Annotated in this window: 26 protein-coding genes; 8 read left to right on the forward strand and 18 right to left on the reverse strand. The window is 40.2% G+C overall.

All coding sequences use genetic code 11. From position 1 onward, the window contains the following. Positions 1-33: 33 nt before the first annotated feature. From ACTHOQ_RS09820 to glsA, 6 genes are all read right to left on the reverse strand, one after another. Positions 34-588, reverse strand: coding sequence for a TIGR01440 family protein (locus ACTHOQ_RS09820; RefSeq protein ID WP_440495827.1), 555 nt, complete (start codon positions 586-588; stop codon positions 34-36). A gap of 14 nt (positions 589-602) precedes the next feature. Then, complete coding sequence (gene rpiB / locus ACTHOQ_RS09825; protein ID WP_440495828.1) at positions 603-1,043, reverse strand: ribose 5-phosphate isomerase B; 441 nt, start codon at positions 1,041-1,043, stop codon at positions 603-605. A 321-nt stretch (positions 1,044-1,364) separates the two neighbouring features. Further along, a complete protein-coding gene (locus tag ACTHOQ_RS09830) occupies positions 1,365-1,703 on the reverse strand; it encodes a c-type cytochrome (protein WP_440495830.1) in 339 nt (112 codons plus the stop codon). A gap of 228 nt (positions 1,704-1,931) precedes the next feature. After that, positions 1,932-2,783, reverse strand: coding sequence for an alpha/beta fold hydrolase (locus tag ACTHOQ_RS09835; RefSeq protein ID WP_440495832.1), 852 nt, complete (start codon positions 2,781-2,783; stop codon positions 1,932-1,934). A gap of 41 nt (positions 2,784-2,824) precedes the next feature. Next, positions 2,825-3,346 (reverse strand): GNAT family N-acetyltransferase, encoded by a 522-nt coding sequence (locus ACTHOQ_RS09840; protein ID WP_440495833.1) that lies wholly within the window; start codon positions 3,344-3,346, stop codon positions 2,825-2,827. Between the two features lie 561 nt (positions 3,347-3,907). Continuing rightward, a complete protein-coding gene (glsA, locus tag ACTHOQ_RS09845) occupies positions 3,908-4,828 on the reverse strand; it encodes a glutaminase A (protein WP_440495835.1) in 921 nt (306 codons plus the stop codon). Between the two features lie 217 nt (positions 4,829-5,045). Here glsA and ACTHOQ_RS09850 point away from each other — a divergent pair, with 217 nt between their 5' ends. The 4 genes from ACTHOQ_RS09850 (at position 5,046) to ACTHOQ_RS09865 (ending at position 8,317) form a co-directional block, all read left to right on the forward strand. Beyond that, entirely contained in the window at positions 5,046-5,513 is a 468-nt protein-coding gene (locus ACTHOQ_RS09850; RefSeq protein WP_440495836.1) for an NUDIX domain-containing protein, read from the forward strand. Positions 5,514-5,789: 276 nt separating this feature from the next. Continuing rightward, a complete protein-coding gene (locus tag ACTHOQ_RS09855; RefSeq protein ID WP_440495838.1) occupies positions 5,790-6,779 on the forward strand; it encodes a S66 family peptidase in 990 nt (329 codons plus the stop codon). Between the two features lie 72 nt (positions 6,780-6,851). Next, entirely contained in the window at positions 6,852-7,304 is a 453-nt protein-coding gene (locus ACTHOQ_RS09860; protein ID WP_440495839.1) for an NUDIX hydrolase, read from the forward strand. 326 nt (positions 7,305-7,630) lie between these two features. Continuing rightward, entirely contained in the window at positions 7,631-8,317 is a 687-nt protein-coding gene (locus ACTHOQ_RS09865; protein ID WP_440495840.1) for a response regulator transcription factor, read from the forward strand. A gap of 44 nt (positions 8,318-8,361) precedes the next feature. Here ACTHOQ_RS09865 and ACTHOQ_RS09870 read toward each other — a convergent pair whose 3' ends face one another. Continuing rightward, positions 8,362-9,306 carry a c-type cytochrome gene (locus tag ACTHOQ_RS09870; protein WP_440495842.1) on the reverse strand — a complete coding sequence of 315 codons (945 nt, stop codon included), beginning with the start codon at positions 9,304-9,306 and terminating at the stop codon, positions 8,362-8,364. A gap of 268 nt (positions 9,307-9,574) precedes the next feature. On the opposite strand from ACTHOQ_RS09870, the gene ACTHOQ_RS09875 reads away from it, so the two are divergent. Genes ACTHOQ_RS09875 through ACTHOQ_RS09885 form a run of 3 tightly spaced genes read left to right on the forward strand, consistent with a single transcriptional unit; the run spans position 9,575 to position 11,050 of the window. Next, a complete protein-coding gene (locus ACTHOQ_RS09875) occupies positions 9,575-10,072 on the forward strand; it encodes an RNA polymerase sigma factor (RefSeq protein ID WP_440495844.1) in 498 nt (165 codons plus the stop codon). 14 nt (positions 10,073-10,086) lie between these two features. After that, positions 10,087-10,773, forward strand: coding sequence for a hypothetical protein (locus tag ACTHOQ_RS09880; RefSeq protein WP_440495845.1), 687 nt, complete (start codon positions 10,087-10,089; stop codon positions 10,771-10,773). Beyond that, positions 10,763-11,050 (forward strand): hypothetical protein, encoded by a 288-nt coding sequence (locus ACTHOQ_RS09885; RefSeq protein WP_440495847.1) that lies wholly within the window; start codon positions 10,763-10,765, stop codon positions 11,048-11,050. The genes ACTHOQ_RS09880 and ACTHOQ_RS09885 overlap by 11 nt, the downstream gene beginning before the upstream one ends. Before the next feature lie 123 nt (positions 11,051-11,173). On the opposite strand, the gene ACTHOQ_RS09890 is transcribed toward ACTHOQ_RS09885, so the two are convergent. Together ACTHOQ_RS09890 and ACTHOQ_RS09895 are read right to left on the reverse strand one after the other, a co-directional pair. Next, positions 11,174-12,148, reverse strand: a complete 975-nt coding sequence (locus ACTHOQ_RS09890) for a GAF domain-containing protein (protein ID WP_440495924.1) — start codon at positions 12,146-12,148, stop codon at positions 11,174-11,176. Between the two features lie 667 nt (positions 12,149-12,815). Beyond that, positions 12,816-13,481, reverse strand: coding sequence for a DNA-binding response regulator (locus tag ACTHOQ_RS09895; RefSeq protein WP_440495848.1), 666 nt, complete (start codon positions 13,479-13,481; stop codon positions 12,816-12,818). A 680-nt stretch (positions 13,482-14,161) separates the two neighbouring features. Here ACTHOQ_RS09895 and ACTHOQ_RS09900 point away from each other — a divergent pair. After that, complete coding sequence (locus ACTHOQ_RS09900; protein ID WP_440495850.1) at positions 14,162-14,512, forward strand: VOC family protein; 351 nt, start codon at positions 14,162-14,164, stop codon at positions 14,510-14,512. 281 nt (positions 14,513-14,793) lie between these two features. Here ACTHOQ_RS09900 and ACTHOQ_RS09905 read toward each other — a convergent pair whose 3' ends face one another. The 9 genes from ACTHOQ_RS09905 to nikB all read right to left on the reverse strand — a co-directional run bounded on the left by ACTHOQ_RS09905 (position 14,794) and on the right by nikB (position 23,119). Next, positions 14,794-15,450, reverse strand: a complete 657-nt coding sequence (locus ACTHOQ_RS09905) for an SMI1/KNR4 family protein (protein WP_440495852.1) — start codon at positions 15,448-15,450, stop codon at positions 14,794-14,796. A 227-nt stretch (positions 15,451-15,677) separates the two neighbouring features. Further along, the gene (locus ACTHOQ_RS09910; protein WP_440495853.1) at positions 15,678-15,893 is read right to left on the reverse strand and encodes a DUF402 domain-containing protein; all 216 of its coding nucleotides are present in this window, start codon (positions 15,891-15,893) and stop codon (positions 15,678-15,680) included. 79 nt (positions 15,894-15,972) lie between these two features. Beyond that, entirely contained in the window at positions 15,973-17,130 is a 1,158-nt protein-coding gene (locus tag ACTHOQ_RS09915) for an ROK family transcriptional regulator (protein WP_440495855.1), read from the reverse strand. Positions 17,131-17,306: 176 nt separating this feature from the next. Then, positions 17,307-18,383, reverse strand: a complete 1,077-nt coding sequence (locus ACTHOQ_RS09920) for a Gfo/Idh/MocA family protein (RefSeq protein WP_440495857.1) — start codon at positions 18,381-18,383, stop codon at positions 17,307-17,309. Beyond that, complete coding sequence (locus ACTHOQ_RS09925) at positions 18,380-19,276, reverse strand: sugar phosphate isomerase/epimerase family protein (protein WP_440495858.1); 897 nt, start codon at positions 19,274-19,276, stop codon at positions 18,380-18,382. The genes ACTHOQ_RS09920 and ACTHOQ_RS09925 overlap by 4 nt, the downstream gene beginning before the upstream one ends. A 26-nt stretch (positions 19,277-19,302) precedes the next feature. After that, complete coding sequence (locus ACTHOQ_RS09930) at positions 19,303-20,295, reverse strand: ABC transporter ATP-binding protein (RefSeq protein ID WP_440495860.1); 993 nt, start codon at positions 20,293-20,295, stop codon at positions 19,303-19,305. Beyond that, the gene (locus ACTHOQ_RS09935) at positions 20,282-21,277 is read right to left on the reverse strand and encodes an ABC transporter ATP-binding protein (protein WP_440495861.1); all 996 of its coding nucleotides are present in this window, start codon (positions 21,275-21,277) and stop codon (positions 20,282-20,284) included. Before ACTHOQ_RS09935 ends, ACTHOQ_RS09930 begins: the two co-directional genes overlap by 14 nt. 12 nt (positions 21,278-21,289) lie before the next feature. Further along, complete coding sequence (locus ACTHOQ_RS09940) at positions 21,290-22,183, reverse strand: ABC transporter permease (protein WP_440495862.1); 894 nt, start codon at positions 22,181-22,183, stop codon at positions 21,290-21,292. 12 nt (positions 22,184-22,195) lie between these two features. Further along, complete coding sequence (gene nikB, locus ACTHOQ_RS09945; protein ID WP_440495864.1) at positions 22,196-23,119, reverse strand: nickel ABC transporter permease; 924 nt, start codon at positions 23,117-23,119, stop codon at positions 22,196-22,198. Positions 23,120-23,162 lie beyond the last annotated feature (43 nt).

Consider the following 23,162-nt stretch of genomic DNA (forward strand, 5'->3'; position numbering starts at 1 on the left):
GGAGTTTCCAATTCAAAATGATGTTATGTAACGTTAAGGCGTTACTATATATTGTGCACGTTCGCCGCCGATAAGCTTTGGACGTGTTGTTGCCAATGTGATGACTGCATCGCCTAAATGTTTCACAGATGTTCGAACAGGGACTGCTACAGCTTTTAAATGCATGCCGATTAACGTTTGGCCGATATCGATGCCGAAATGTGCCTGGATTGCTTCAATAACTACCGGCTCGTTCATTTGCGAAAAAGCGTATGCGGACATGGAACCGCCTGCAGTACGAACCGGAACGACCGAAACAGGTTCTAATTGGTACTTTTTAGCGGCAGCAGACTCAAGCGTTAATGCTCGATTAATATGCTCGCAACCTTGGAAAACTAAATAAATATTATGCCTTTGTGCAAATTTTGAGAATTCTTCATATAGAATTTGCGCGACATCGAGGGCCCCGGCTGTCCCGATTTTTTCGCCCATAACTTCCGACGTGGAACAGCCGACCACAAATAACTGATCTTCGCTAAACTTCACTTGCTGCTCAAATTCATATAATGCCTGTGCTAAATCATTTCGCAAATCGTGCAAGTTTGTCATCAGATCACCCTTTGTCACCCTTCTTCAATTTCGGTAATTTTTTCAACACGGCGAATATGACGTCCGCCTTCGAATTCTGTATTTAGCCAAGTTGCAACGATTTCCCGCGCTAAACCGGGTCCTATTACACGCTCACCCATCGCCAAAATATTGGAGTCATTATGGCAACGTGTCGCTTTTGCCGAAAATACATCATGTACAAGTGCACAACGAATCCCTTTAAACTTATTCGCAGCGATCGAAATCCCGATGCCTGTGCCGCAAATTAATATACCTCGATCAAATTCGCCTGCTGCCACACGTTCTGCAACGGGACGGGCATAATCTGGATAATCGACTGAATCGTCTGTTTGCGGGCCAAAATCTTCATAGCTTATCGCCAGTTCATCTAATAGTGACATAATTTCTTTACGTAAATTATTTCCGCCATGGTCGGAAGAAATCGCAATTTTCATGAAGGTCCCTCCTTGCCTTTTCTATTTTCATTTATATTCATCAACAGTGTACCATTTATTGCATCAGAATGACACGTATTTTCCGTAGAAGTTTTAAAAATTATATGTTAAACACGAATATTAAACTGGATAAGCTATATATCGTTAGTTTTTTATAGCTATTTTATTGTTTTTTAAAAGTTATTGTACGGAATTCCCCCTTTTTCTAAATCCGCCTATTTTCTGCTGTAATACTGCCTAAACAACACTTTATTAAAAAATCCGGATAACAAAAAGGGGTGTGCTAAAGATCAAAAGCCTTTAGCACACCCTCTTAAATATTTATTGTAGTGATAAAATATAGTCGGCTACTACTTCTTCTTCGCCTTTTGCAGTACCTGGTGGCATTGTACCCTTACCATTGACTAATACATCAATAATCTCTTCTCTTGATAACGAAAGTTTTGTTAAGTCAGGTCCCATTGCGCCTGTCAAATCTCCTCCATGACAATTAATACAGCTGGAATTTACTACTTTTTCCCCTTCTGAAACATCTGTCGTTCCAGCAGAGTCTGTTGATTCAGCAGGTGTTGAACTTGTTGTGCCGGTATCCGCTTCCTCAGCATCTCCACATGCTGCCAATCCTGCTACAATTACACCCATTAATAACCAATACTTCATTTTTTTCAAAATGGATCCCCCCATGATTAATTAATATACGGCAATATAGTTCCATACCCTACTAACTTCAACATGAAACGACATAAACCTTCAAATATTTGTAAATGAAGGAGTTTCCGCTTATTTAACATGTTTTCTAGTATTAAGCGACGGAATATTGACCACATCAATTAAACACGGAGTGCGATTTGGCTACTAATATGTCAAATATATATAATCCGCCCCCCATTATTTTTTAATATGCTGCCCTGCTGTCTCGTTCACAAATGCCCCAAAGTTTTCAAGCTCCTCAATATACGGATTGTGATTGGACTTTTCAAATACCGTTAAATGCGCATGAGGGATCAGTTTTGCAATTTCATATGTAAATTCAATCGGACATTGCGCATCAAAGCGTCCGCCGAATACAAAGGTCGGAATTGTAATGTTTGCCAATGCCGCACGAACATCATAGTTTTTCACTTCCACTTTTCTGAAATAATCAAGCGCTTTGCCATTTGTTTTCCCGCTATTCGGCAATGTCAGCGCAAGCTTTAATTTTTCCTCATCATAATATGACATCAATGCCCATTCATACGATAGCTTTTGGCGCTCTTCCACTGTTGTAGCTGAGTTATTCAACAATTCCATAATTTCTATGATGCGCGCAAAATTTGCATTGTCCACACAGTACATACTTTCAGGATGACTCGCATAATCCTTACTCGCCGCAGTGCAGCCCGCGATCACCTTCGTTAAGGAATGGGGCGTTAAAACAGCGTATTGCAATGCAAGCATACCACCTGTGGAATGCCCTCCAAATGCCCATTTTTCAAAGCCCAGCGCCTCTCGAATTGCCTCCAGATCTAGAATGATTTCCGAAAAGGCCATTTGTTCATCCGTTGCAACTGGCGAAGAATCCCCTGCGCCCCGCACATTGATTAAAAACACCTCATAATGCTCAGTAAACGGATTTGCGAACAGATTGCCACGCGCATCAAATTGTAAAAAATAGTGCGTGATCGCTAGCGGTGCGCCTTGCCCTTTCGAAAAGAATTCAAATGTTCCGCGCTTTGTTTCAATAATATGCTGTTTCCACATACGTTCGCCCTCTTTTCATAAAATATTATGCCACGACAATACTAAAGCTTTTCCAGTACAGCATCCACGCTGTTCCACACATATATTTCTTCATCAACCGTCACCCCATCAAACTTTATGTGAATTGTTTTAACATATTGGGCACCGTAGTATTTGTAAAATTCACGTGCTTTATTGTCTGCCAGTACATCGACATACACTTTGTGGAAGCCCTGTTCTTTAAATGTTTGCATCATTTGCTTTAACAGAAGCTTGCCAACACCTTTACCTTGCCATTGTTCCAATAAATAAATGGCCGATAAATCCGTTGCGCCCTGTTCTGTATTCGTGTCGCGTTTTTCCCCTACAACAAACCCGATTATTTTATTTTCATCTGTTTCCGCGACATAAACCGTTCCCGCCGGATTCGCCATATTATTTTCCCAAAGTGTTGTCCGCTGTTCGTAACTAAGCTTGTCCAAAAAGTTTTGCGGAATAATTCCTTTATACGTTGTCCGCCAGCTGTCGACATGGACTTTGGCGATATTTTCTGCATCTTCCATTTCCGCTTTTCGAATAATCATGTTCACATCCCTCCCCTTTCCGCTATTATCTCATTATTCTGAAACTATTGCATATAGGATTAATTCAGTTTGCGGATAAAAATTGCGCGATTTCCGTTCGATTTGAACAGTAAGTGCCTTGTTTCAATATTTTCTCAGTCAGCCGGCTTGAGAAAATATAATCCTCGATAAGAGGCAGGTAATCCTCGCTATGCACAGGATAATCGCCAATCGTGTTCTTTTAATCTTCACTTGGTAGAATATAATTCTTAGTTGCGGCCATATAATACTCAGTTTCAGATTATAATCGCCAATCAGGAAAAATTTGGATCTCTGATTTTACAGAGTATCCCATATCATATTTAGTTGCACAATCAATGACTCAGCAATGGATATGAGACTTTTCATTTTTATACAATTATAGAATGCATAAGCGGAATTTCTCCGTCTATTCATCAAATAGGGCGCTTACTATAATCTCACAACGGTAATGGGTGGAATTCTCCTAAAATGGCGTGTTTATAAATTGCTCAGCAAGCACAAAAGCCTGCTCATTCCCCTTGAGCAGGCTGAAGTTCTCTGTTATAGACAAAATAATTCGTATTGCTTTGATAACTGTGTTAAAAATTCGATGCCTGCTACACTGTTGCCGACTTTATCAATCGCCGGACCATATAAGCCGATGCCGATCGGACCTTGCAGATGCTCGATTTCACCTTGTTTAACAATGGCAATGATCGCACCAGAGACCCCGCTTTTTGCAGGTAAACCGACAAATGCAGCGAACTTGCCTGAGAAATTATACATACCGCATGTAAGCATGAGCGCTTTGGCAATGTTAATGACCTCTATGCTGCAATGTGCTTCGCTGTTTTTGCCATTTGTTGCAAAATAAAAAGCGATTTTCGCTAAATCGGATACATTCACAGAAATCGAGCAAAGCTGTAAATACACTTGCAATGCTTCTTCCACATCTGATTTCAAGAAGCCGTTCGCCTGTAAAATATACGAAATCGCACGGTTATAGTCAGCTGAATGATACTCCGAAAAATACACTTCATTATTAATGTGGACTTGCTTCCCTAAAATTTGCTCCAAAAACAATGTCACCGATTTCACTTTGTCGTACATCGTTCTTCCTGGCAATAATGAGGCAATCGTAATGGCGCCCGCATTTATCATTGGGTTGAACGGTTTATTGTTGTTGCTCTCCAAACGCACAATTGAATTAAACGAATCCCCTGTCGGCTCGACATCCACATAGTGCATAATTTCCTCAATGCCGTGATGATTCGTTGCCACCATAAAGCTAATGACTTTCACGACACTTTGCAGCGTAAACATCGTTGCGCATTCCCCTAGCTCGATACTGTCTTCGGCAGACATCATGCTCACCGCAAAAGCGTTTGGATCATTCACCGCCAGCGCCGGAATATACGTTGCTACCTGACCTTTGTATGTCATTTGTGCTGCTTGTTTATATATTTGCTGTAAATTTTCCATCTATAGCTAATCGTAAAGACTAGCTCCACACCTCTCAATTCTTACGTAATTGAAACTTCATTGTAATTGGCAATTGTCTTTTATGTCAATAAAACCATGAGTTACGTCGACTTTCTATAAATAGTGAAGATTAGGTGAAACGAGCCAGTTTATGTTTTATTGTCATTTCCCCCCTTTTCCTGATGATGTATTGTATAATTTTAGCAATTAGCTTCAGGTGAGTCAGAAAGTTGGTGAAAATATGATACAGGGCCACAACTATGTGTTTATTGAATTTCTTAAGATTACTGAGCTACAAATGAATAAATACTTTAACATCTCTGGTTCATATGCAGTCATAAAATGTAAGGGTAAATTTCTAGTTTGCTATAACAATTGGCGCAATCAATGGGAACTTCCTGCCGGTAAAAGAGAAATGAATGAATCGCCTAAACAATGCGCGATACGCGAGCTGTACGAGGAGACAGGCCAAATCGTAAATGACTTGGCGTTCAAAGGCTTGCTAATGTCAAAAAACATAGCAACTGGCACTATAAAATATAACCCTGTATATGCCACAGAAATTCAAGTATTACAGCCATTTATAGAGAATAATGAAATTTCCAAAATAAAACTTTGGGACTTAAAGAAGGATATTGGTTGTTTTGATGAGCTAGATAGAGAAATTTTCAAATACATTATTTAGAATTTGCTTAAACGGATTTCAATTTATCCTCCAGCATAAAACTATAATAAAGTAATGACCATTACCGACTCAATCGCTTTTTTTATCGAAAACTCTTTACAAAATCAATATCTTGGCTCACAAATCATACGCCTAATTGAAGTTGAATTTCTTGTTGCTCGTTCTTTGTCGCTCGATACTCCATTTAAATATGCGAAATCAATCTTTTTACGAAGAATTAGGCTATGTCAAAACAATACAATAACCAACAAACTCCAAGAAGGATAGGTGAACATTATGCTTGAACGATTACAAAGAGGCGATAAAATAGGGATTTTCTCCCCCTCGGATCCAGCAACAGCCACTGCCAAAAAGCGCTATATTCGCGGCAAGGAATTTCTGCAATCAAAGGGTTTCCTAATTGTGGAGGGGAGCCTTACCGGCAAACAGGACGGCTATCGATCCGGGACTCCGAAAGAACGTGCAGACGAGCTGAATGAATTGCTGCGCGACCCGACGATTAAAATAGTCATGTCATCAATCGGCGGAACGAATTCGAATAGCTTGCTACCTTATATTGACTATGAAGCATTTAAAAATAACCCTAAAATCGTCATTGGCTATTCCGATACAACGGCTGTTTTGCTCGCACTCTATGCAAAAACGCATATTCCTACTTTTTATGGTCCGGCACTCATCCCCTCTTTTGGTGAGTTTGAGCCGCTTGTGAACGATACATACGATTACTTTGAACGTTATTTTTGCCAATTCGAAGCGCCGTACACGATAGCAAAACCCGAAGCTTGGTCTGATGAAATGATGAACTGGCTGGATTATTCAAAACCAAAAACGCTTTTTAAAAATGAGTGGATCGGCATACAGGAGGCTGTAATTGAGGGCAGATTAATCGGCGGCAATAATAATACAATGTACGGCTTTATCGGCACACCGTATTTCCCTGAAATTAAGGATGGCGATATATTGCTTATCGAGGATTCATTGAAGGATGCTGCAACTGTGGAAAAAAATTTCGCGATGCTGAAATTACATGGGGTATTCGATAAAGCAGGAGGGATTTTACTCGGAAAACATGAACTCTTTGATGATGAGGGCACAGGGAAAAAGCCAATTGATATGCTGCTGGAGCAATTGGACGGCAAAAAAATTCCGATTCTAGCCGATATTGACTGTGCCCATACACACCCTATGTTTCCTTTAGCAATCGGGAAAAAAATTCGCATGAATACTGTGGAAAAATCGATCACATGCATTGAAAAATGGCTTTAAGCAAGGTTGGAACGGGAACCCTTTTTCATATTCAACGTTTATTGTAAAAAACAACCAAAAGGGGTTATCTCTATGAGCTATATACTGAATTTGCGCAAAAAAGTCGGCACGGAGCCTATTATTATGGTCGGAGCATGTGTCCTTATTATAAATGAACACAATCAATTGCTCATGCAGCTAAGAAGGGACAATGGCTGCTGGGGACTTGCTGGCGGCTCAATGGAATTGGGCGAGACGCTGGAAGAAGCGGCAATACGCGAGATGCACGAAGAAACCGGTCTTACGGCTAATCGACTGCAGCTGTTCGGCATTTTCTCCGGCAAGGAATTTTACTACAAATACCCACATGGCGATGAAGTGTATATCGTTGCCACAACTTATATTTGCAAAGACTACTGCGGCTCGTTACGTTTCGACCCGGATGAGGCAACAGATTTACAGTTCTTTCCTTTGAATGACCTGCCCGATAAAATAAGCCCGCCTGATCGACTGGTGATTGAAAAGTATTTAGGTAGCGAAAATTAATATCGGCGTGGACCATTTCTTGCTTCAAAAAATAATGCATATTAAAAAGAGGTGTACTGATTATGCTAGCGCTTGCTTTATTTTTACCATCGCTTTTTGGGGTGTTTTTATTCTTGTCCCTTGCAACCCTCATTCAGAAAATGCTTGATAAAAAAAATACAAGAGATCAAAAACGTCTGTGCGCTATTTTGACATTTCTATTCCTTTTTGTTTTAATGTACAGCATTTTAATAATGCACGGTTAATGCATTTTCCTAAATCGCTATTTTAGAAAATCCTCCCAAATGGTACACTATCCATAACGCACTTATTTAATGAGGGATTTTATGGAACAACAAGTTTTGATTGTCGACCCTGATATCGCTTGGGCATGCATATTAAAAGATTTTCTGAACGAACATGGATTCGTGGTTACGACGGCACTAACTGCCGAGCAAGCGATGGATATATTTCACCGAACGTATCCATGCATGGTCATTTTGGAATTGAATTTGCCGAATGGTTCCGGCGAGATGCTTTGTGAGTGGATTCGCGCAAATCAAACGGCGGATTTGTCGATTATTATGGTTACCGAAAAAAGCCATGTAGAAGATAAAATCAACGGGCTTACGATTGGCGCGGACGATTATTTAACAAAACCGGTCCATTTGGAAGAGTTGCTTGCGCATATGAATGCGGTGCTTCGCCGTACCGGATTATTTTGCCAAAAAATTATTCATAACGGTCTATGTATGAAGCCGCGCAAAGGGGAGGTGCTTTTAAATGGCTCCCCCGTTCAGTTGACAAAGCATGAATTTATGCTGCTGTATTATTTGATGGACCATCCAAATCAAATTATTTCACGCGAAGCATTAGTCGAACAACTATATCCGAATGTTGAAAAGGATATTCTCGACCGCACTATCGATGCACATATCAAAAAGCTGCGCGCAAAAATCGAATCGGACCGAAGAAATCCAAGGCGCATTGTCACTGTCCGCGGCGAAGGCTACAAATTCATTCCGGATGCATAAAAAGGACTGTACTAAACTTCAGAATTTAGTACAGTCCTTTCCTATTATTGATAATCCTTCAATACTTCTGTCCAATCAAGTGTGCCGTTTTGTGCCTGCTCACGGCGCTCTTTTGTCATAATATCGGATGGTTTGTCCCCTTTTGGCCAGTCCGTATCATGTTTTCCCCATTCAGGGCGGTCCTGCGTTAAAATATATGCCGCTAAATCCGCTGCCTCCTGATCGGATAATGTCTGCTCTTGGCCAATCGGCATATACGCCTGAATAAAGCCTGCCATTTTCGATATGCGTGCCAATCCTGCTCCATCATTAAATGATGTATCGCCCCATAACGCTGGGCCTGTGTTTGCGCCATTTCCTGAACCGTCCGCAGCATGGCAGGCAATGCAGGATTTATTGTACAACTGCTCGCCAGTCTGAACATTCGGCGTTGGCACTTGCTTCATATCAACAGATTTCGCCCATGGTCTTTCCTGGCCTTTTTCAACATCTTTCGAAATATAATCAAAGTACGCAATCATCGCATCCAATTCCTTTGAATCAGCTGCAAATGTTTCACCGTTCATACTGCGGATCATACAGCCATTAATACGCTGCTCAATCGAAACAATATCCCCCGCACGCGCGATATACTTCGGATAATCCGCCGTCACCCCTACCAATGATGCTACTGTATCCTTTAAGCCTGCTCCCGCATGACAGCTTGTGCATGAAAGATTCGCACCGACTTTATCTTCCGCATAAATATGCGTTTCATTCACTAAATTGAAGCCGTAAATGATATCTTCAAATTGTTCATGATCTTTCGGAATGTCTTCCATATTGATTTCCGGAAATTCCGGTTCCCCTGCCTGTGCAAGCTCCGTCTCGTTTTCTGTTGCCATTTCCGATTTTTCGGACGACTCCTCACTGACAAATACGTTATAAATCCCTACTCCAATACTAATTGATACAATAATTCCAATGAATGCTGCAATCGCTTTTTGCATTGTACTCACTCCTTTATCCGTAGTTTACGAAACAATGTAAAGGAATTGGGTCCATTACGAAAGACGTCAAAATGCTTTCAACAGTGTTTTACAATAAAGCATCTATTTTGAAATTTTCATCATATTTTCACATTGGACCTCTACAATGTTTAGCTTTTCGCAATGTCCTTTCTTTTTATGCATGAGCTAATAATGAACCATTTTTTTGAATAAATGTCACATTCCGCATTTCCTGATTGTCTTATATAGTTAAAGGGGGGTGAATATAATGCAGCATAAAATCATGACATTAACTGGAATGAACACACAGACAGAAGAAATTGAAACAATGATTTTAAGCCATTACGACAAATTATACAAATACTGCTATAGCATTTTGAGAAATGTGGAAGACGCAGAGGATGCGGTGCAGGATGTATTTTTAAAGGTTATTAAAAGCGGGAACCTTTCAGCGATCGACAATTTGAATGCCTGGCTTTATAAAATCGCATATTTTCACTGCATAAATAAACTGAAACGAAGAAGAATTCTGTCATTTGTCCCCTTCATTGAATCCGAAAATCCAATGGTCAAGGCAGAGAATGCGATGGACGAACAGCTACAAAATATACTAAGCCAATTAAAGCCGGAAGAACGCGCACTCATTGTATTGCGTATTATTGAAAATTATAGTTTTGAGGAAATTGCCGCCATCATGGACAAGACAGCACCAACAATTCGCAAACGCTATGAACGTTTAAAAGGGAAAATCAAAAAATTGTTCTAGAATGGAGGTTTAATATGAAAAAGATGAAGGATTTTCACGACTTTGAAGAACGTTTGAAAACTGATTATGAGGGCATGAATTTAGAAAATAAACAGCACATCATCCAAAATATCATTCGTCCAACTAAGCAGAAGCATAAAGCAAAAAAATTATCTATCGGCCTTATTGCAAGTTTATGTTTGCTGCTTGCTGTCGCAACGGCCGGCGCTATGGAATACACAAGTTTAACGTTTTTTAAAGGGAGCGGTAATACGGTAATCGAAGTGACAAATATTAAAGAGGAGGATATGGAACCACATACAAATGCCGACGAAATTAGCCGTAAAAACGAAAAATTGATGGAGGAACTAAAAAAGACGACTCCAGAGGGAAAATTTCTTTACTTTATGGATACCGAAGCCTATGAGCAAAGCGGCATATTCAACTTATTTTATCTTTCAAATCCAGATAGCACTGCCATCAAAAAAGTTGAGGAGCTACCGTCTTCCATTACCCAGTATATTCATTTGGAAAATACGCTGCTGGAAAACTATCATCTAAAAAGAGGCATGTTTTTATACGATTTACCGGATACTGATCACGACCAAATGATGAAACTAATAGAAAAGCTCCAAAGACAGGCAATGGAACAAAACCGGCATTACGGCATTATGCAAGGCGATCTGCTGGATGAAGTACGCTCTGTGACACTTGCGCTATGAAACGGATAACTTTCCGGATTGGGAAGCGTTTGATCTAGAAATTGATGCCATTAATACACGTGTAGAAACAACAGAAAATTTATCAAATTATGCACCATTAAACAACGAACTCGGGATTGAAATGTACTACAGTGAAGAAGAGCGCACATTGCGTTTTGTTATGCAGACATCTGCCCAAAATTACTTGATCACAATCCGCAATCCAATCATTTCGGATGAAAATGTTGACGTGCAGCGCTTTATTGATGTTGCGGAATCTTTGATGGTTCAGCAGTAAGGGGAACCTCTTTGTAATCCGATCCTTTAATAAAGGCGGGGGTGAAAATGGATGAATTTATTATTTTAAAAAATCAATTACGCCTCGGCGTAATTGATTAAACATTTTTATATTAATAATCGCTCAAAAAATTTCATAGGTGTTCTTTCCAGCCGCTTTTGCACGGTATAAGGCGTTGTCCGCATTTTTAAGGAGCGCATCCAGTGCTGTTTCCCCATTGGCGGCATAAGGGACGACCCCTATACTTGCCGAAAGCTGGCGTTCGGTAGCCCATTTATTCAAATCCTCAAGAAGATGATTCGCGTATTTATCTATTTCTTTTTTGGAAGACATCCGAGGAAAAATTACAATGAATTCATCTCCGCCCAACCTAACCGCAAATGCTTCCTCCTGACTTTCTACACAATGCTGAATTCTCGAAGAAACCTCCCGCAATACTAAATCCCCTGCATCATGACCATACACATCATTTATATTTTTAAACCCATCCAAATCAAGAAAGAACAGCACTCCCCCAGTTTTTGAAAAGTCTTCAAAAAACTTAAAGAGATATTGCCTGTTATAAAGTCCTGTCAGTGAATCTTTATATGCCAAATTTTCCAAAACTAAATAATACGAGAACATTTTGGCTATTTTCTGAAGCATATTTATGCTCTTCGTGTCAAAATGCGCAGCTTTATGATCGGCCACGCATAAGGTCCCGAATTTCTCGCCATTCAAAAGAGAAATAGGAATGCCTACATATGCGTTAATATTCGCTTTTTCACTTATTCTTTTTAAATCATCCATACCAGCTATATTGCTAATATCTTCAAAGATTAATGGTTGATTCTTTTCGAAATCAATCCGATTGCACGCAGTCTGATCAAGGTTTATAGCCATTCCTTCCGTCAAAAGAATATTTGTATTGGCATCTGAAAGTTTAAGGATCACTTGCTCATTATCGGTGAAGGAGCTTAAATAAATCAATTTGCCAGGCAATATTTCCTTTGCCAAATCCAATACATCCTTGGCAAGCTCGTTGAAATCCCTGTACATCCGTAATTCCTGTAATGGTATCACCATACTAGTGCCTCCTTTATCCAATATTGTCTTCATGTTTTTATATAGAGAAGCAATTGTTATTTTAAATGAAATAATGTTCAAATTGTTAAGCATATAACTTATCTGTTCCCCTTCAAGCTTAACATATCCCGCTAGGTCTTTTTCAACGATGAGCTATCGCCCGCAAGCAAAATAATGAAATAGCGGGAATTGGAACTGAGTCCGGAATGTAAAACAAGGATAACCCCGTTTTGATGATGGACGGGGTTAATAGTCATCTTGTTTAATTTAAGGTGCTTTACTAGCGGGCCTTTCATTTTTGGTGAACAAATAGTATGTGATTGTATAGCACCAATTAATAGGAGTAAATTGAACAGCTAGTATTGGAAGCGAAACCTTCTTAATGCAAATGATGAATATTGTTTTTTTACCCTTTGGAAAATAAAATACTTGCAGCTAAGCGCCAGATTGCGGAATAATTCTATCAGATTTTATTTCTTTCTCAAAAATAAATTGACGAGTGAGCATAGGTAAAATAAGCGGAGTTTTTCCGGTTATTTACGGAATTCAGCACATTTCAGGCAAAATAATGGGAGTTTTTCCGCCTATTTAAAGAAAACTCTCCTATTTTCGCACTTTTTAGGTCGATAGGCGGAATTTCTCCGTCTATTTCGGCTGTTTTTTGTTTTATTTTTTAAATAAGGGGAATTTTTCCGGCTATTTACCGGATTGAGCGCTTAACTTGATCTCCGAGCCGATAAGAGCGGACTCTTTTCATACCAGAGGCGGGAATGAGCATCTTTTTATCGACGAGTTGAGACAGTAGTTTTTTTACCGTTTTGTCGCTTAGCTTTAAATATTCCCCGATTTCTTTAGGGGAAATTGATTCTCCTTTTCGAACCGCTAGCCGAAGTATTTCCTTTTCGATCATGGACAAAGATATCTGATCCAGTTCATCTCCCAGCCATTGTCCAATTACTTGTTGAATAATTTGTTGACATCGGCGAGGCTTCTCCTTTACTTGATCATAAGAAAAGCGGATCACGGTCCATCCGTCAATCACCAACTGATTTTGACGTTCCAGATTGTCGGAAAATTGCCATCTGCTTATGTTCTTTAGATGCGGACCATACCCGTCGATCTCAAAACATATGCGGATGCCGGGACGAATATAGGCGAAATCCAAATACCTTTTGCCATCCTTAAAATCATCAATTTCATATTCCGGATGAAGATACGTGAAGTGGAAAAATAACGGCCACCATACTTGCATCAAAAACAACATTTCAGCCTGATTGTGCCCTTCTTGTAAGCGCCGCAGCCTTTCACCGGTTCTTACCTGTAGATGAGCATTCAAAAAAGATTGATATCCTTCTTCAAATCCCATAATAGGATCCCTCCTGCTATCTGATGGTTATGTCCTCAATTTCCTCTACTATCAAATTTCACATAAATTCGATGCTGCTAATAAATCTTTTCTATGCTTTATTCATTTAAACTTTGGGCAGATCTTTAAATTTAATGACGCTATTGTGAGTGAAAATGAAAGGTTGAATGTGGCTTAAATTTTAGAAAACCAAAAAGGGGATGAAACAATAATAAGAGAATTTGAGGATAGAATTACTTTTAGTTTAATAAAATTCCTGCGTTTGTCAAACCGTTTTCTTTTTAGTATATATTTAATTGATAGGCGGAATTTCTCTGTCTATTGATCAGATTATTAGATTGATGGCTTAACTTGATTTTCCCGGCCTCTCTTAATATAAAAAGTATTCAGGCCTTCTTGTAATCATTCACCAGTTCCCGCATTCAAGAAGCTTGATATCCCTCTGCAAATTCCATTGAATTCTTCCTAGCTAATTGTCATGTTCCCGCCGCTTATATATTTTATAGACACCCTTAATTTCACCAATTTTTACATTACAAAACAAATCCCCCTTCAATTATTTCGCTCGCCTTACTGCATTAAAAGCTCTGCATAGAAATGAATAATCTCTCTCATAGGAAGGGAATCCGCTCCGTTTTGTTGAATATATTTTTGATGAATAGATAGGAGGGAGAGGCAAAATGAAAGATTTAGTAAAGAGAATCGATACTGTATTTGTAGAGGTGCGTGATTTGGATCATTCAATAAAATGGTATTCAGAAATATTGGGATTGACTATGAGATGGAATCAGCATGGGTATGCTGCCTTCACTGTAGGGGAAACTTCACTCACCCTTGTACAATCAGCAGATGTTAAACCCGCCAGACACTCCCCGTTCAACTTCTTTACAACAAATATAGAGGAAGTGCATAAGTTCCTTGCAGCAAACAGAGTGGACACAGAAAACATTGCCGATTATGGAAATATGAGGACATTCGATTTTAAAGATCCGGATGGCCATATTCTTGGCTTCTGTCAATTTGATGAATAAAAATTAAGTAGGGGATTCCCTGCTTTTTTTGTTCTGCATGGAATTATATGAATGTCCCTTCTTTGAACCATATGCCGAGGGGGGGTCATAGCTGATGCATTGTACTATACATGAAAAATCTGTCCATTCGCGGAGCGTGCTTGAGTTAACAATTCCCTTAATTTTTAAAATAAAGCATCTCCTTTATAGACAGCATTTCTTCCGTGGAATACTCTATTTTTGCATCGATAACATAAAAGGCAATTGCTCTAATTGAACAATAAAGCCAAAAGAGGTCTTCATTAAACTTTCTTGATATACTCATATACTTCTTTAGTTTGTATATTAAGCAGTTGCGAAATTTCCGTTAATTTCTTCCCTTCTTTTTTCATTTTCTGAATTTTTGTCTTTAATGATTCTTCGTATTCTTCGGCGATTTCAAATAATGGATTCAATAAAGATTCCCATATATCCAAATCAGCATATTCGTCTTTTTCAGAAAAATTATTTAGCAACGCTCTCAATTCCTTATTTTGTATAGTTCGTTTCCCATTCACTATTCCCTTTTCAGTAAGGAAACCAGCAATATCTTTTAAAATATAAAAAAAGGATTCCATTGAATTTGCAAGGAAACTGCCAGCACCCCAGCTGCCCATTCCATGCATCAGAATTGATACGGGACATCCATTTTCATTCAATTCAATAATAATCGGATCTCCACACATAGTTTCATATGCAATAACTATCCAATAATCATCCCAACTGTGCTTCTCATCGGTCACAAGAGAGTTTCCATCAGAATCAATGCTATATCCGATTTGATATTCAGCCAATTGTTCAAAAGGAAAAACTTCAAAATTTACGTAATTCTTAATTTTTTTATATTCTAGGTTGATGAATGCTAGATTTTTCTTAATTTCTGCTTTTTGATGATAAGAATAAAACTTTGTTAAGGACAAATTTTTTACACTCCCATTCTCACTTTATATTTGCCGTCATTTTTAAGGCAAAACTGTTATTAATAAACCGCAGCGAATGTCTAGGTTTATCCCCAAACGAAACGCCGTATATTATAGCACCTTTCTTATATAACAAATATTTGGATGAAGATGGTTTTAATCAATCTTTATTTCAATCTTTGAATTTAATTAAAAGACTGTCAGTATGCTTATTTTTTTCCATTTCTCTATAATAACGCGTTTCGATATCTTAAACTATTTTGCGGCAATGTAAATATTCCCTGCTCCAATTCATCCAGTACACGATAAAATGTTTCATATGCCAGCTCATACTGCTGTGGTGTAATCCAATTTTTTTCAAGCGCTTGCTGTAATTCGCCTTCATCCTTTTTAATCACTTCACCGGTCGGCAGCACTATAATATCTAAAAACAAATCCTCCATAAAATCATTTCAATACACCCTATATTAACCTCTGCATAGCTAAAAGGACGAAAATCCAAATCATTTTCGTCCTCTATTTTTATACTTCCATTTCAGCTTTTTGCACAAACATGGCCGCACCCTTTACTACACCGATTGTATTCAGCTCAGAAAATTTGATCTGTATGTCCGGTCCAATTTCACGCCAAATATGCTTTTCGCACTTTGCCAGAAGTATTTGCTGCATTGCCGGATTATTATCAAGCACTTCCCCTGATACAATGATTTCGTCCGGCTCATAAACACAAATCAAGTTGTTGATCGTAATCGATAAGTATGTGGCAACATGTTCAATAACTGTCATTGCCCAGGACTGATTTTCATGTATCCCTTCCACGATTTTTTCCAGCGTATTGTAAATTGGCTGTTCATGGACAGGAATGAGTGCACGTAATGCCGATTCGCGCAAATAAAGTGATAGGCATCCTCGATTTCCACAGCTGCAAGTCTCGCCAAACGGGGAAATCGTAAAATGATTAATTTCCCCTGCGTTGTTTTTGAGACCTCGGTAAATTTCCCCGTTCAGCATAATCGCGGCACCAGTACCACTCCCAACTCCGATTAAAATGCTGTTTTTTTGCACTGGATCTGCAAATGCAGCCGATTCCGCAACAATTTGCATTTTTAATTCATTGTCGATGACGATAGGACATTGGAAATGGTTCTCCAAATCTGCTTGAATCGGTCTATTTTTCCACTTCAATTGCTCTGAAATAAGAACAATGCCTTGCTGTTGATCGATTCGGCCAGGTATTCCAATCCCGATCCCCAGCAAATTGTCTGACTGTATTTCATTTTTCTGGATGAAATGACGAAGTTCAAACACAAGCATCTCCACTACACTTTCATAGTGTTCAATATGTTGAAGCGGAATTTCAATGAAATCAACGAGTTCGCAAATAAAGTTCAGAAGCCCCATGCGAAATTTCGTACGGTCAATTTCTATCCCGATTGAATAACGCGCTGCAGGGTTTAAATTAATTAATGTCGGTCGCCTTCCAATTGCGGTTTCTTCGCTCATTGCTTCTATTATAAAGTTTTCCTCAATAAGTTCCTGCACAATGCGCGTAATTGTTGTTGGACTCATTTTAGTGATTTTCGCTAATTGAATTCTGGAAATTGGTTCATGATTCCGTATCATATCAAGCACAACTTTCCGATTTTGCTTCTTCATTTGCACTTGATCTTGCTTTAACATGTTCGCGTCACCTCTTTATTTATACATCTGTATAAATTTTACTGTCTTTAAAATACCCTGTATAGGACATTTTTTGATTAAGTGTGAACGATTTTAAAATTGCTGCATAAGACTATGCGAGCTTTTGTATGTTAGTTGAACCATGTACACCATTTTCATCTCAATGCATGAACCGCTTATATTGTCGTTTCGAGCTCGTAATGCACTTCTTTGCCTGTTGCGGCAGATGTATATATGCCATCAAGTATTTTCATAATTTCCACTCCATCTTCAACCGGCGCTTCAGATGATTTGTTGTGAATGCATGCTTCAACAAAACTATCAATCTCGCTTTGGAATGCGGCATTGAAATCAAATGTCAAATGGTCGATTTGCGGATGCATATTTAAAATCGTATCGAATTCCTCCGTCACAATTTTCAGCTCTGGCTCAAGCTCGGCACCGCCCTTTGTTCCGAACAATTTCACGCTGATCTCATCTTTCGTTGCATGCAGGGTAAATGAGACATCGACCATTAACGATGCGCCATTTTCAAATGTAATAATGGCATTCGCCAAATCCTCCACTGTGTTTTGTGATGCATCATAGTCTGCAGCTTTATAAAATGACAAGTTTTTCACATTGCTGCGGTTGCCTAAATGATGGTACGTATTGCCCGAAACCTTCACGACTTTCGGTTTCCCCATCAAGTACCAGCAAATATCGATAATATGCACCCCAAGATCGATTAATGGCCCACCGCCTGAACGCTCCACATCTGCAAACCAGCCCCCCGGATTGCCCAGTCGACGTGTGCATGTAGCTTTCGCATAGTAAATATCCCCTAAACGCCCGGCTTCGATGAATTGCTTTAACACTTTTGTATTCGTCGCAAAACGTCTAACATAACCAACTTGAAACACTTTTTGTGCCATTTGCGCAGCTTGCTGGATATTTAAGCTTTGTTCATACGTAAGCGCAATCGGCTTTTCCACCAATACATGCTTGCCGCTTTGTAAAATTTTTATGGAAAAATCAGCATGGGTATTATTCCATGTACAAATGCTTACCGCATCAAGCTCGTTGTCGTTCAATAAATCATCGAGCGCAGCATACACTTTTTTTGCTCCAAACTGCTCTGCCTTTTCCTTGGCGCGCTCTATTGATAAATCATAGACGCCATATAGCTCTGCCTGCTCATTTTTTTCATAGGAGCCTAAGTGGAATTCTGAAATGGACCCTGTTCCAATAACGGCTACTTTCAATTTGCTCATACATTCACTTCCTCCGCAATTTCGCATTCATTCCATAAACGGCGTAAATTATCCATGCCTAATCTCGACCCTAATGTGCAGTCTTCCATCCCCTCGAATTCTACAATCAAATAGCCGTCATAGCCTGAACCTTTAACAATTTTAATGATTTCCCGCATATTGATGTCGCCGTGTCCGATAATGGCACCGCGAATATAGTTGTCCTGCACTGTTCTAAACCATTCGCCGCCGCCTGGGTTCTCATAGTATGGGCGAATGTAAAAGTCTTTGAAATGCACCCGTGCCGCATATGGAATATTCTTTTTCACGCCTACCAATGGTTCTTCATCGATACATAGGAAATTGCCGATATCCAGCGTCGTTTTGAAATTGTCGCGATTAACAGCATGGATGATTGACTGGACACGGTCACTTGATTGCACATTGAAGCCATGGTTTTCAATTGTCGTCGTGATGCCGAATTGCTTCGCATAATCTGCAAGCAGTTGACTGCCGCGCACCATTTTATCAAAATGCTCATTGTAATAATGAATGGTCATATCTTCTTTCGGAATCGTAAATAGTGTAACATCATGGCGCAATACTTTAATGCCCATGAAATGGATGACGTCGATATGTTTTTTCAGCCGCTCAACTTCCTCCAGCAGCGCCTCTTCCGTTTCTTGAACGAAATTCGCCGGCAATGAATAGCCCGATAACTCCAATCCGAGCTCTTCCGCAGTATCTTTAATTTTTTGTGCAAGCTCATAATTATCGACTACCGAAAATTCATACGGCACCAATTCCACATGCTCCCCGCCGTTTTCTTTCACCCAGTGCAATACATCGATGACATCCATTTCACCATCGCGCATTTTCTTCACCAAACTATACGTGCTTAATCCAATTTTCATATTTTCCATCTCCTTTTATGCAATGTTTATACTTGTGCCTGCTCTTTTATTCCATTCATTAAATGGCACGCAACTGCTTGTTTGCCGTTCACTTGCTCCATCACCGGAATGTCCTTTTTGCAAATATCCATCGCATACGGGCATCTCGTATGGAATGTACAGCCGCTTGGCGGATTTTTCGGATTCGGGATATCCCCTTTCAGAATAATCTTCTCGCGGCGAAGTGTCGGGTCGGCTATCGGCACAGAGGATAAAAGAGCCTGTGTATATGGATGCTGCGGGTTATTGAATATCGCATCCTTCTCGCCCTGCTCGACAATGGTGCCTAAATACATCACCCCGACCCGATGGCTAATATGTTCAACAACGCTTAAATCATGTGAAATAAACAAATACGATAAATTGAATTCCTGCTGCAATCTTTTCAATAAATTCAGTATTTGCGATTGGATCGATACATCGAGCGCCGATACTGGTTCATCAGCAATGATCAGTTTCGGTTTAGTGATCAATGCCCGGGCAATGCCAATCCGCTGACGCTGCCCTCCACTGAATTCATGGGCATAGCGGTTTGCCTGCTCGACATTCAGCCCTACTACTTCCAGCATTTCATAAACTAGTCTTTCGCGCTCCTGTTTCGAAAACTTCGTATGAATGACTAGGGGCTCCGCGATTAAATCCTTCACCTTCATCCTCGGATTCAACGATGCATAAGGGTCTTGGAAAATCATTTGAACCGTTTCACGTAATTCGGTCAGCTCGCCATACTTTGCGTTTGCCACATCTTGACCGTTTACTAGTATTTTTCCTGCCGTCGGATCGATAAGCCTTGTAATTAAACGTCCTGTCGTTGATTTTCCGCAGCCGCTTTCGCCAACGAGACTAAATGTTTCGCCTTGCTTAATGTCAAATGATACATCGACCACCGCATTGACGAATTCCTTTTTTTCGAATAAGCCACCCCCAACCTGAAATTGCTTTTTCAAGTTCTGAACAGAAATAATGCTAGCCATGTACATGATTCACTTCCTTTGCCTCATAAAGCCAACAAGCACATTTCGCCTGGGATCCGACTTCATGCATTGCCGGCTCCTGCTTTAAACAAATATTCATTGCCATTTCACAGCGTGGCGCGAATTTGCATCCTGCCGGCATATTCATTGGTGATGGCACTTGCCCTTTAATTGAATCAAGCTCATCCTTGCTTTCGCCTAGCTTCGGAACAGATGCGATCAACCCTTTCGTATACGGATGCTTTGGATTTGCAAACAATTCAAAGACCGTTGCCTCTTCAACTACTTCGCCGGCATACATGACAACGACACGGTCACACATTTCCGCCACAACCCCTAAGTCATGGGTAATCAATAAAATGGCTGTATCATTTTCTTCCTTCAGCTTTTTCATAAGCTGCAAAATCTGAGCCTGAATTGTTACATCGAGCGCCGTTGTTGGCTCATCTGCAATGAGCAGGCTTGGATGACATGCCATTGCCATCGCAATCATGACACGCTGCCTCATCCCGCCGGATAACTGGTGTGGATGCTCGTGCATAATCTCCTCTGCCCGGCCGATTCCCACTTTTTCCAGCATATCGACTGCATGCAGCACTGCTCGCTTTTTGTCGTAGCCTAAATGCAATCGAATGACTTCGGTTAGCTGCTTTCCGATTTTCATCACTGGATTTAACGACGTCATCGGCTCTTGGAATATCATCGACAGATTTTTGCCGCGCAGCTTCCGCAATTCTTTTTCGGAAAGTTTCGTCAGCTCTTGATTGTCGAATTTAATGGAACCAGCATCAATCGTTCCCGTCGTGCCGTGGAATAATCGCATTATCGATAAGGAGGTTATGCTTTTGCCACTGCCGGATTCGCCTACTAGCCCGAGCACCTCACCCTTTCGAATCATAAAATTGACACCGCGCAAAATTTTGATTTGCTGCCTGTCTCGCTGAAAGGATGTTTCTAACTGGTGTACTTCCAATAATGTTCGTGACATATACATCCCCCCTTAACTGTTCTTTGTTTTTGGATCCAGTACATCGCGCAATCCGTCACCGACAAGGTTAAACGCTAACACTGTCAAGAAAATCGCAATTCCCGGCATAATGACAACATGTGAGTTCGTTCCCAAGTAATCACGTCCGCTGCTTAGCATGACGCCCCATTCAGGTGTTTCCGGACTTGCCCCCAATCCTAAGAAGCTTAAGCTGGATGCCGCCAAAATCGCTGTACCGATACGCATTGTCACAAAGATAATCAGTTCGCTGATCGTTTCAGGGAAAACATGCTTAAAAATAATGCGTGTGCGCGATGCCCCCATCGAACGAGCCGCTTCTACATATACATTTTCCTTTGCATTCAGTGTTGCTCCACGAACAAGTCTGGCAAACGAAGGAATACTGAAAATCATTACCGCAATAATCACGTTATTAATACCGGGCCCCAAAATCGCCACAATCGCAATCGCCAGCAGCAAATCCGGGAATGAAAACATAATGTCGCAAATACGCATAATCAACTTGTCGATCCAGCCCCCGAAATAGCCGCTGATCAATCCTAAAACCGTCCCAAAAATCAGGCCTAAAAAAACGGCGCTGAAACTGACGAGCAGCGAAATTTTCGTGCCCACTACGAGGCGGCTGAAAATATCGCGGCCATATTCATCGGTGCCGGCAAAATGCGCCGCGCTTGGTCCTTCCAAAATGACATCGTAATTCGGCTCATAAGGATCGTATTGAACGATATATGGTCCAATAAAAGCGACAACAATTAACAGCAAAATGAACACACTTGCGATGAGCGCGACTTTTTTGCGCTTAAAATTCGTCCAAAATTCTTTCACAGGAGAATATTCCACGACCGGTTTCACCTGGTCTTTGCTTTCAATAACAGTAGTTGACATAAGTAAGCCTCCTTATGAATTCAACTGAATTTTCGGATTTAAAATTTTGTATAAAATATCAACAATTAAATTCACCAAAATAAATTCAAAAGCGAAAAGCAAAAGTGCCGATTGAATTACTGGGTAATCACGAAAAGCAATCGAGTCAATTAATAACCGTCCCATCCCGGGAAAACTAAATACCGTTTCAACAACAACCGAGCCACCTAATAAAAAACCAAATTGCAAACCTGCGATTGTCACTACTGAAATGAGCGAATTTCGCAATGCATGCCCAAAAATAACCGTTTTTTCGGAGAGACCTTTGGCACGGCTCGTTCTAATATAATCGGCTTGCAATGTTTCCAGCAGCGACGACCTTGTAAAACGTGCAATCATCGACATAATACCCGCCCCAAGTGTAATGGATGGCAAAATATAGCTCTTTAAACTGTCGATTCCTCCTGTAGGCAACCATCCTAGCTGCACCGAGAAAAACTGGATTAATAATAGCCCCAGCCAAAAGCCCGGGATCGAAATGCCCGAAACCGCCACAACCATTCCGAAATAATCGGGCCATTTATTTTTAAACACTGCAGACAGGACACCGATGAGCAAACCAAAAATCGTTGCCCAAATCATGGCGAAAAAGGTTAAGTATATCGACGGCATAAAACGTGTTTTGAACATATCGATTACTGGTAATCCTGTTGTGAGCGAAGTGCCTAAATTTCCTGTTACCATGTTTTTCATATAATCAAAATACTGTGCAACTATTGGTTTGTTGAGCCCTAAATCACGTCGTACATTTTCCACTTCCTCCAATGTCGCATCTTTACCGGCTACTAAACGTGCAGGGTCACCAGGTATTAAATGAATAAACAAGAAGGTGACAATCGATACGACTATTAAAATCGGAATAATTTCGACGATTCTTCGTAAAATAAACCTATGCATCGAAATCCCCCTTTCGTTTCAAAAGAAATAGGAGACGGAAGAC

The organism is Solibacillus silvestris (genome assembly GCF_051967575.1).
In the GTDB taxonomy this organism is placed as follows: domain Bacteria; phylum Bacillota; class Bacilli; order Bacillales_A; family Planococcaceae; genus Solibacillus; species Solibacillus silvestris_B.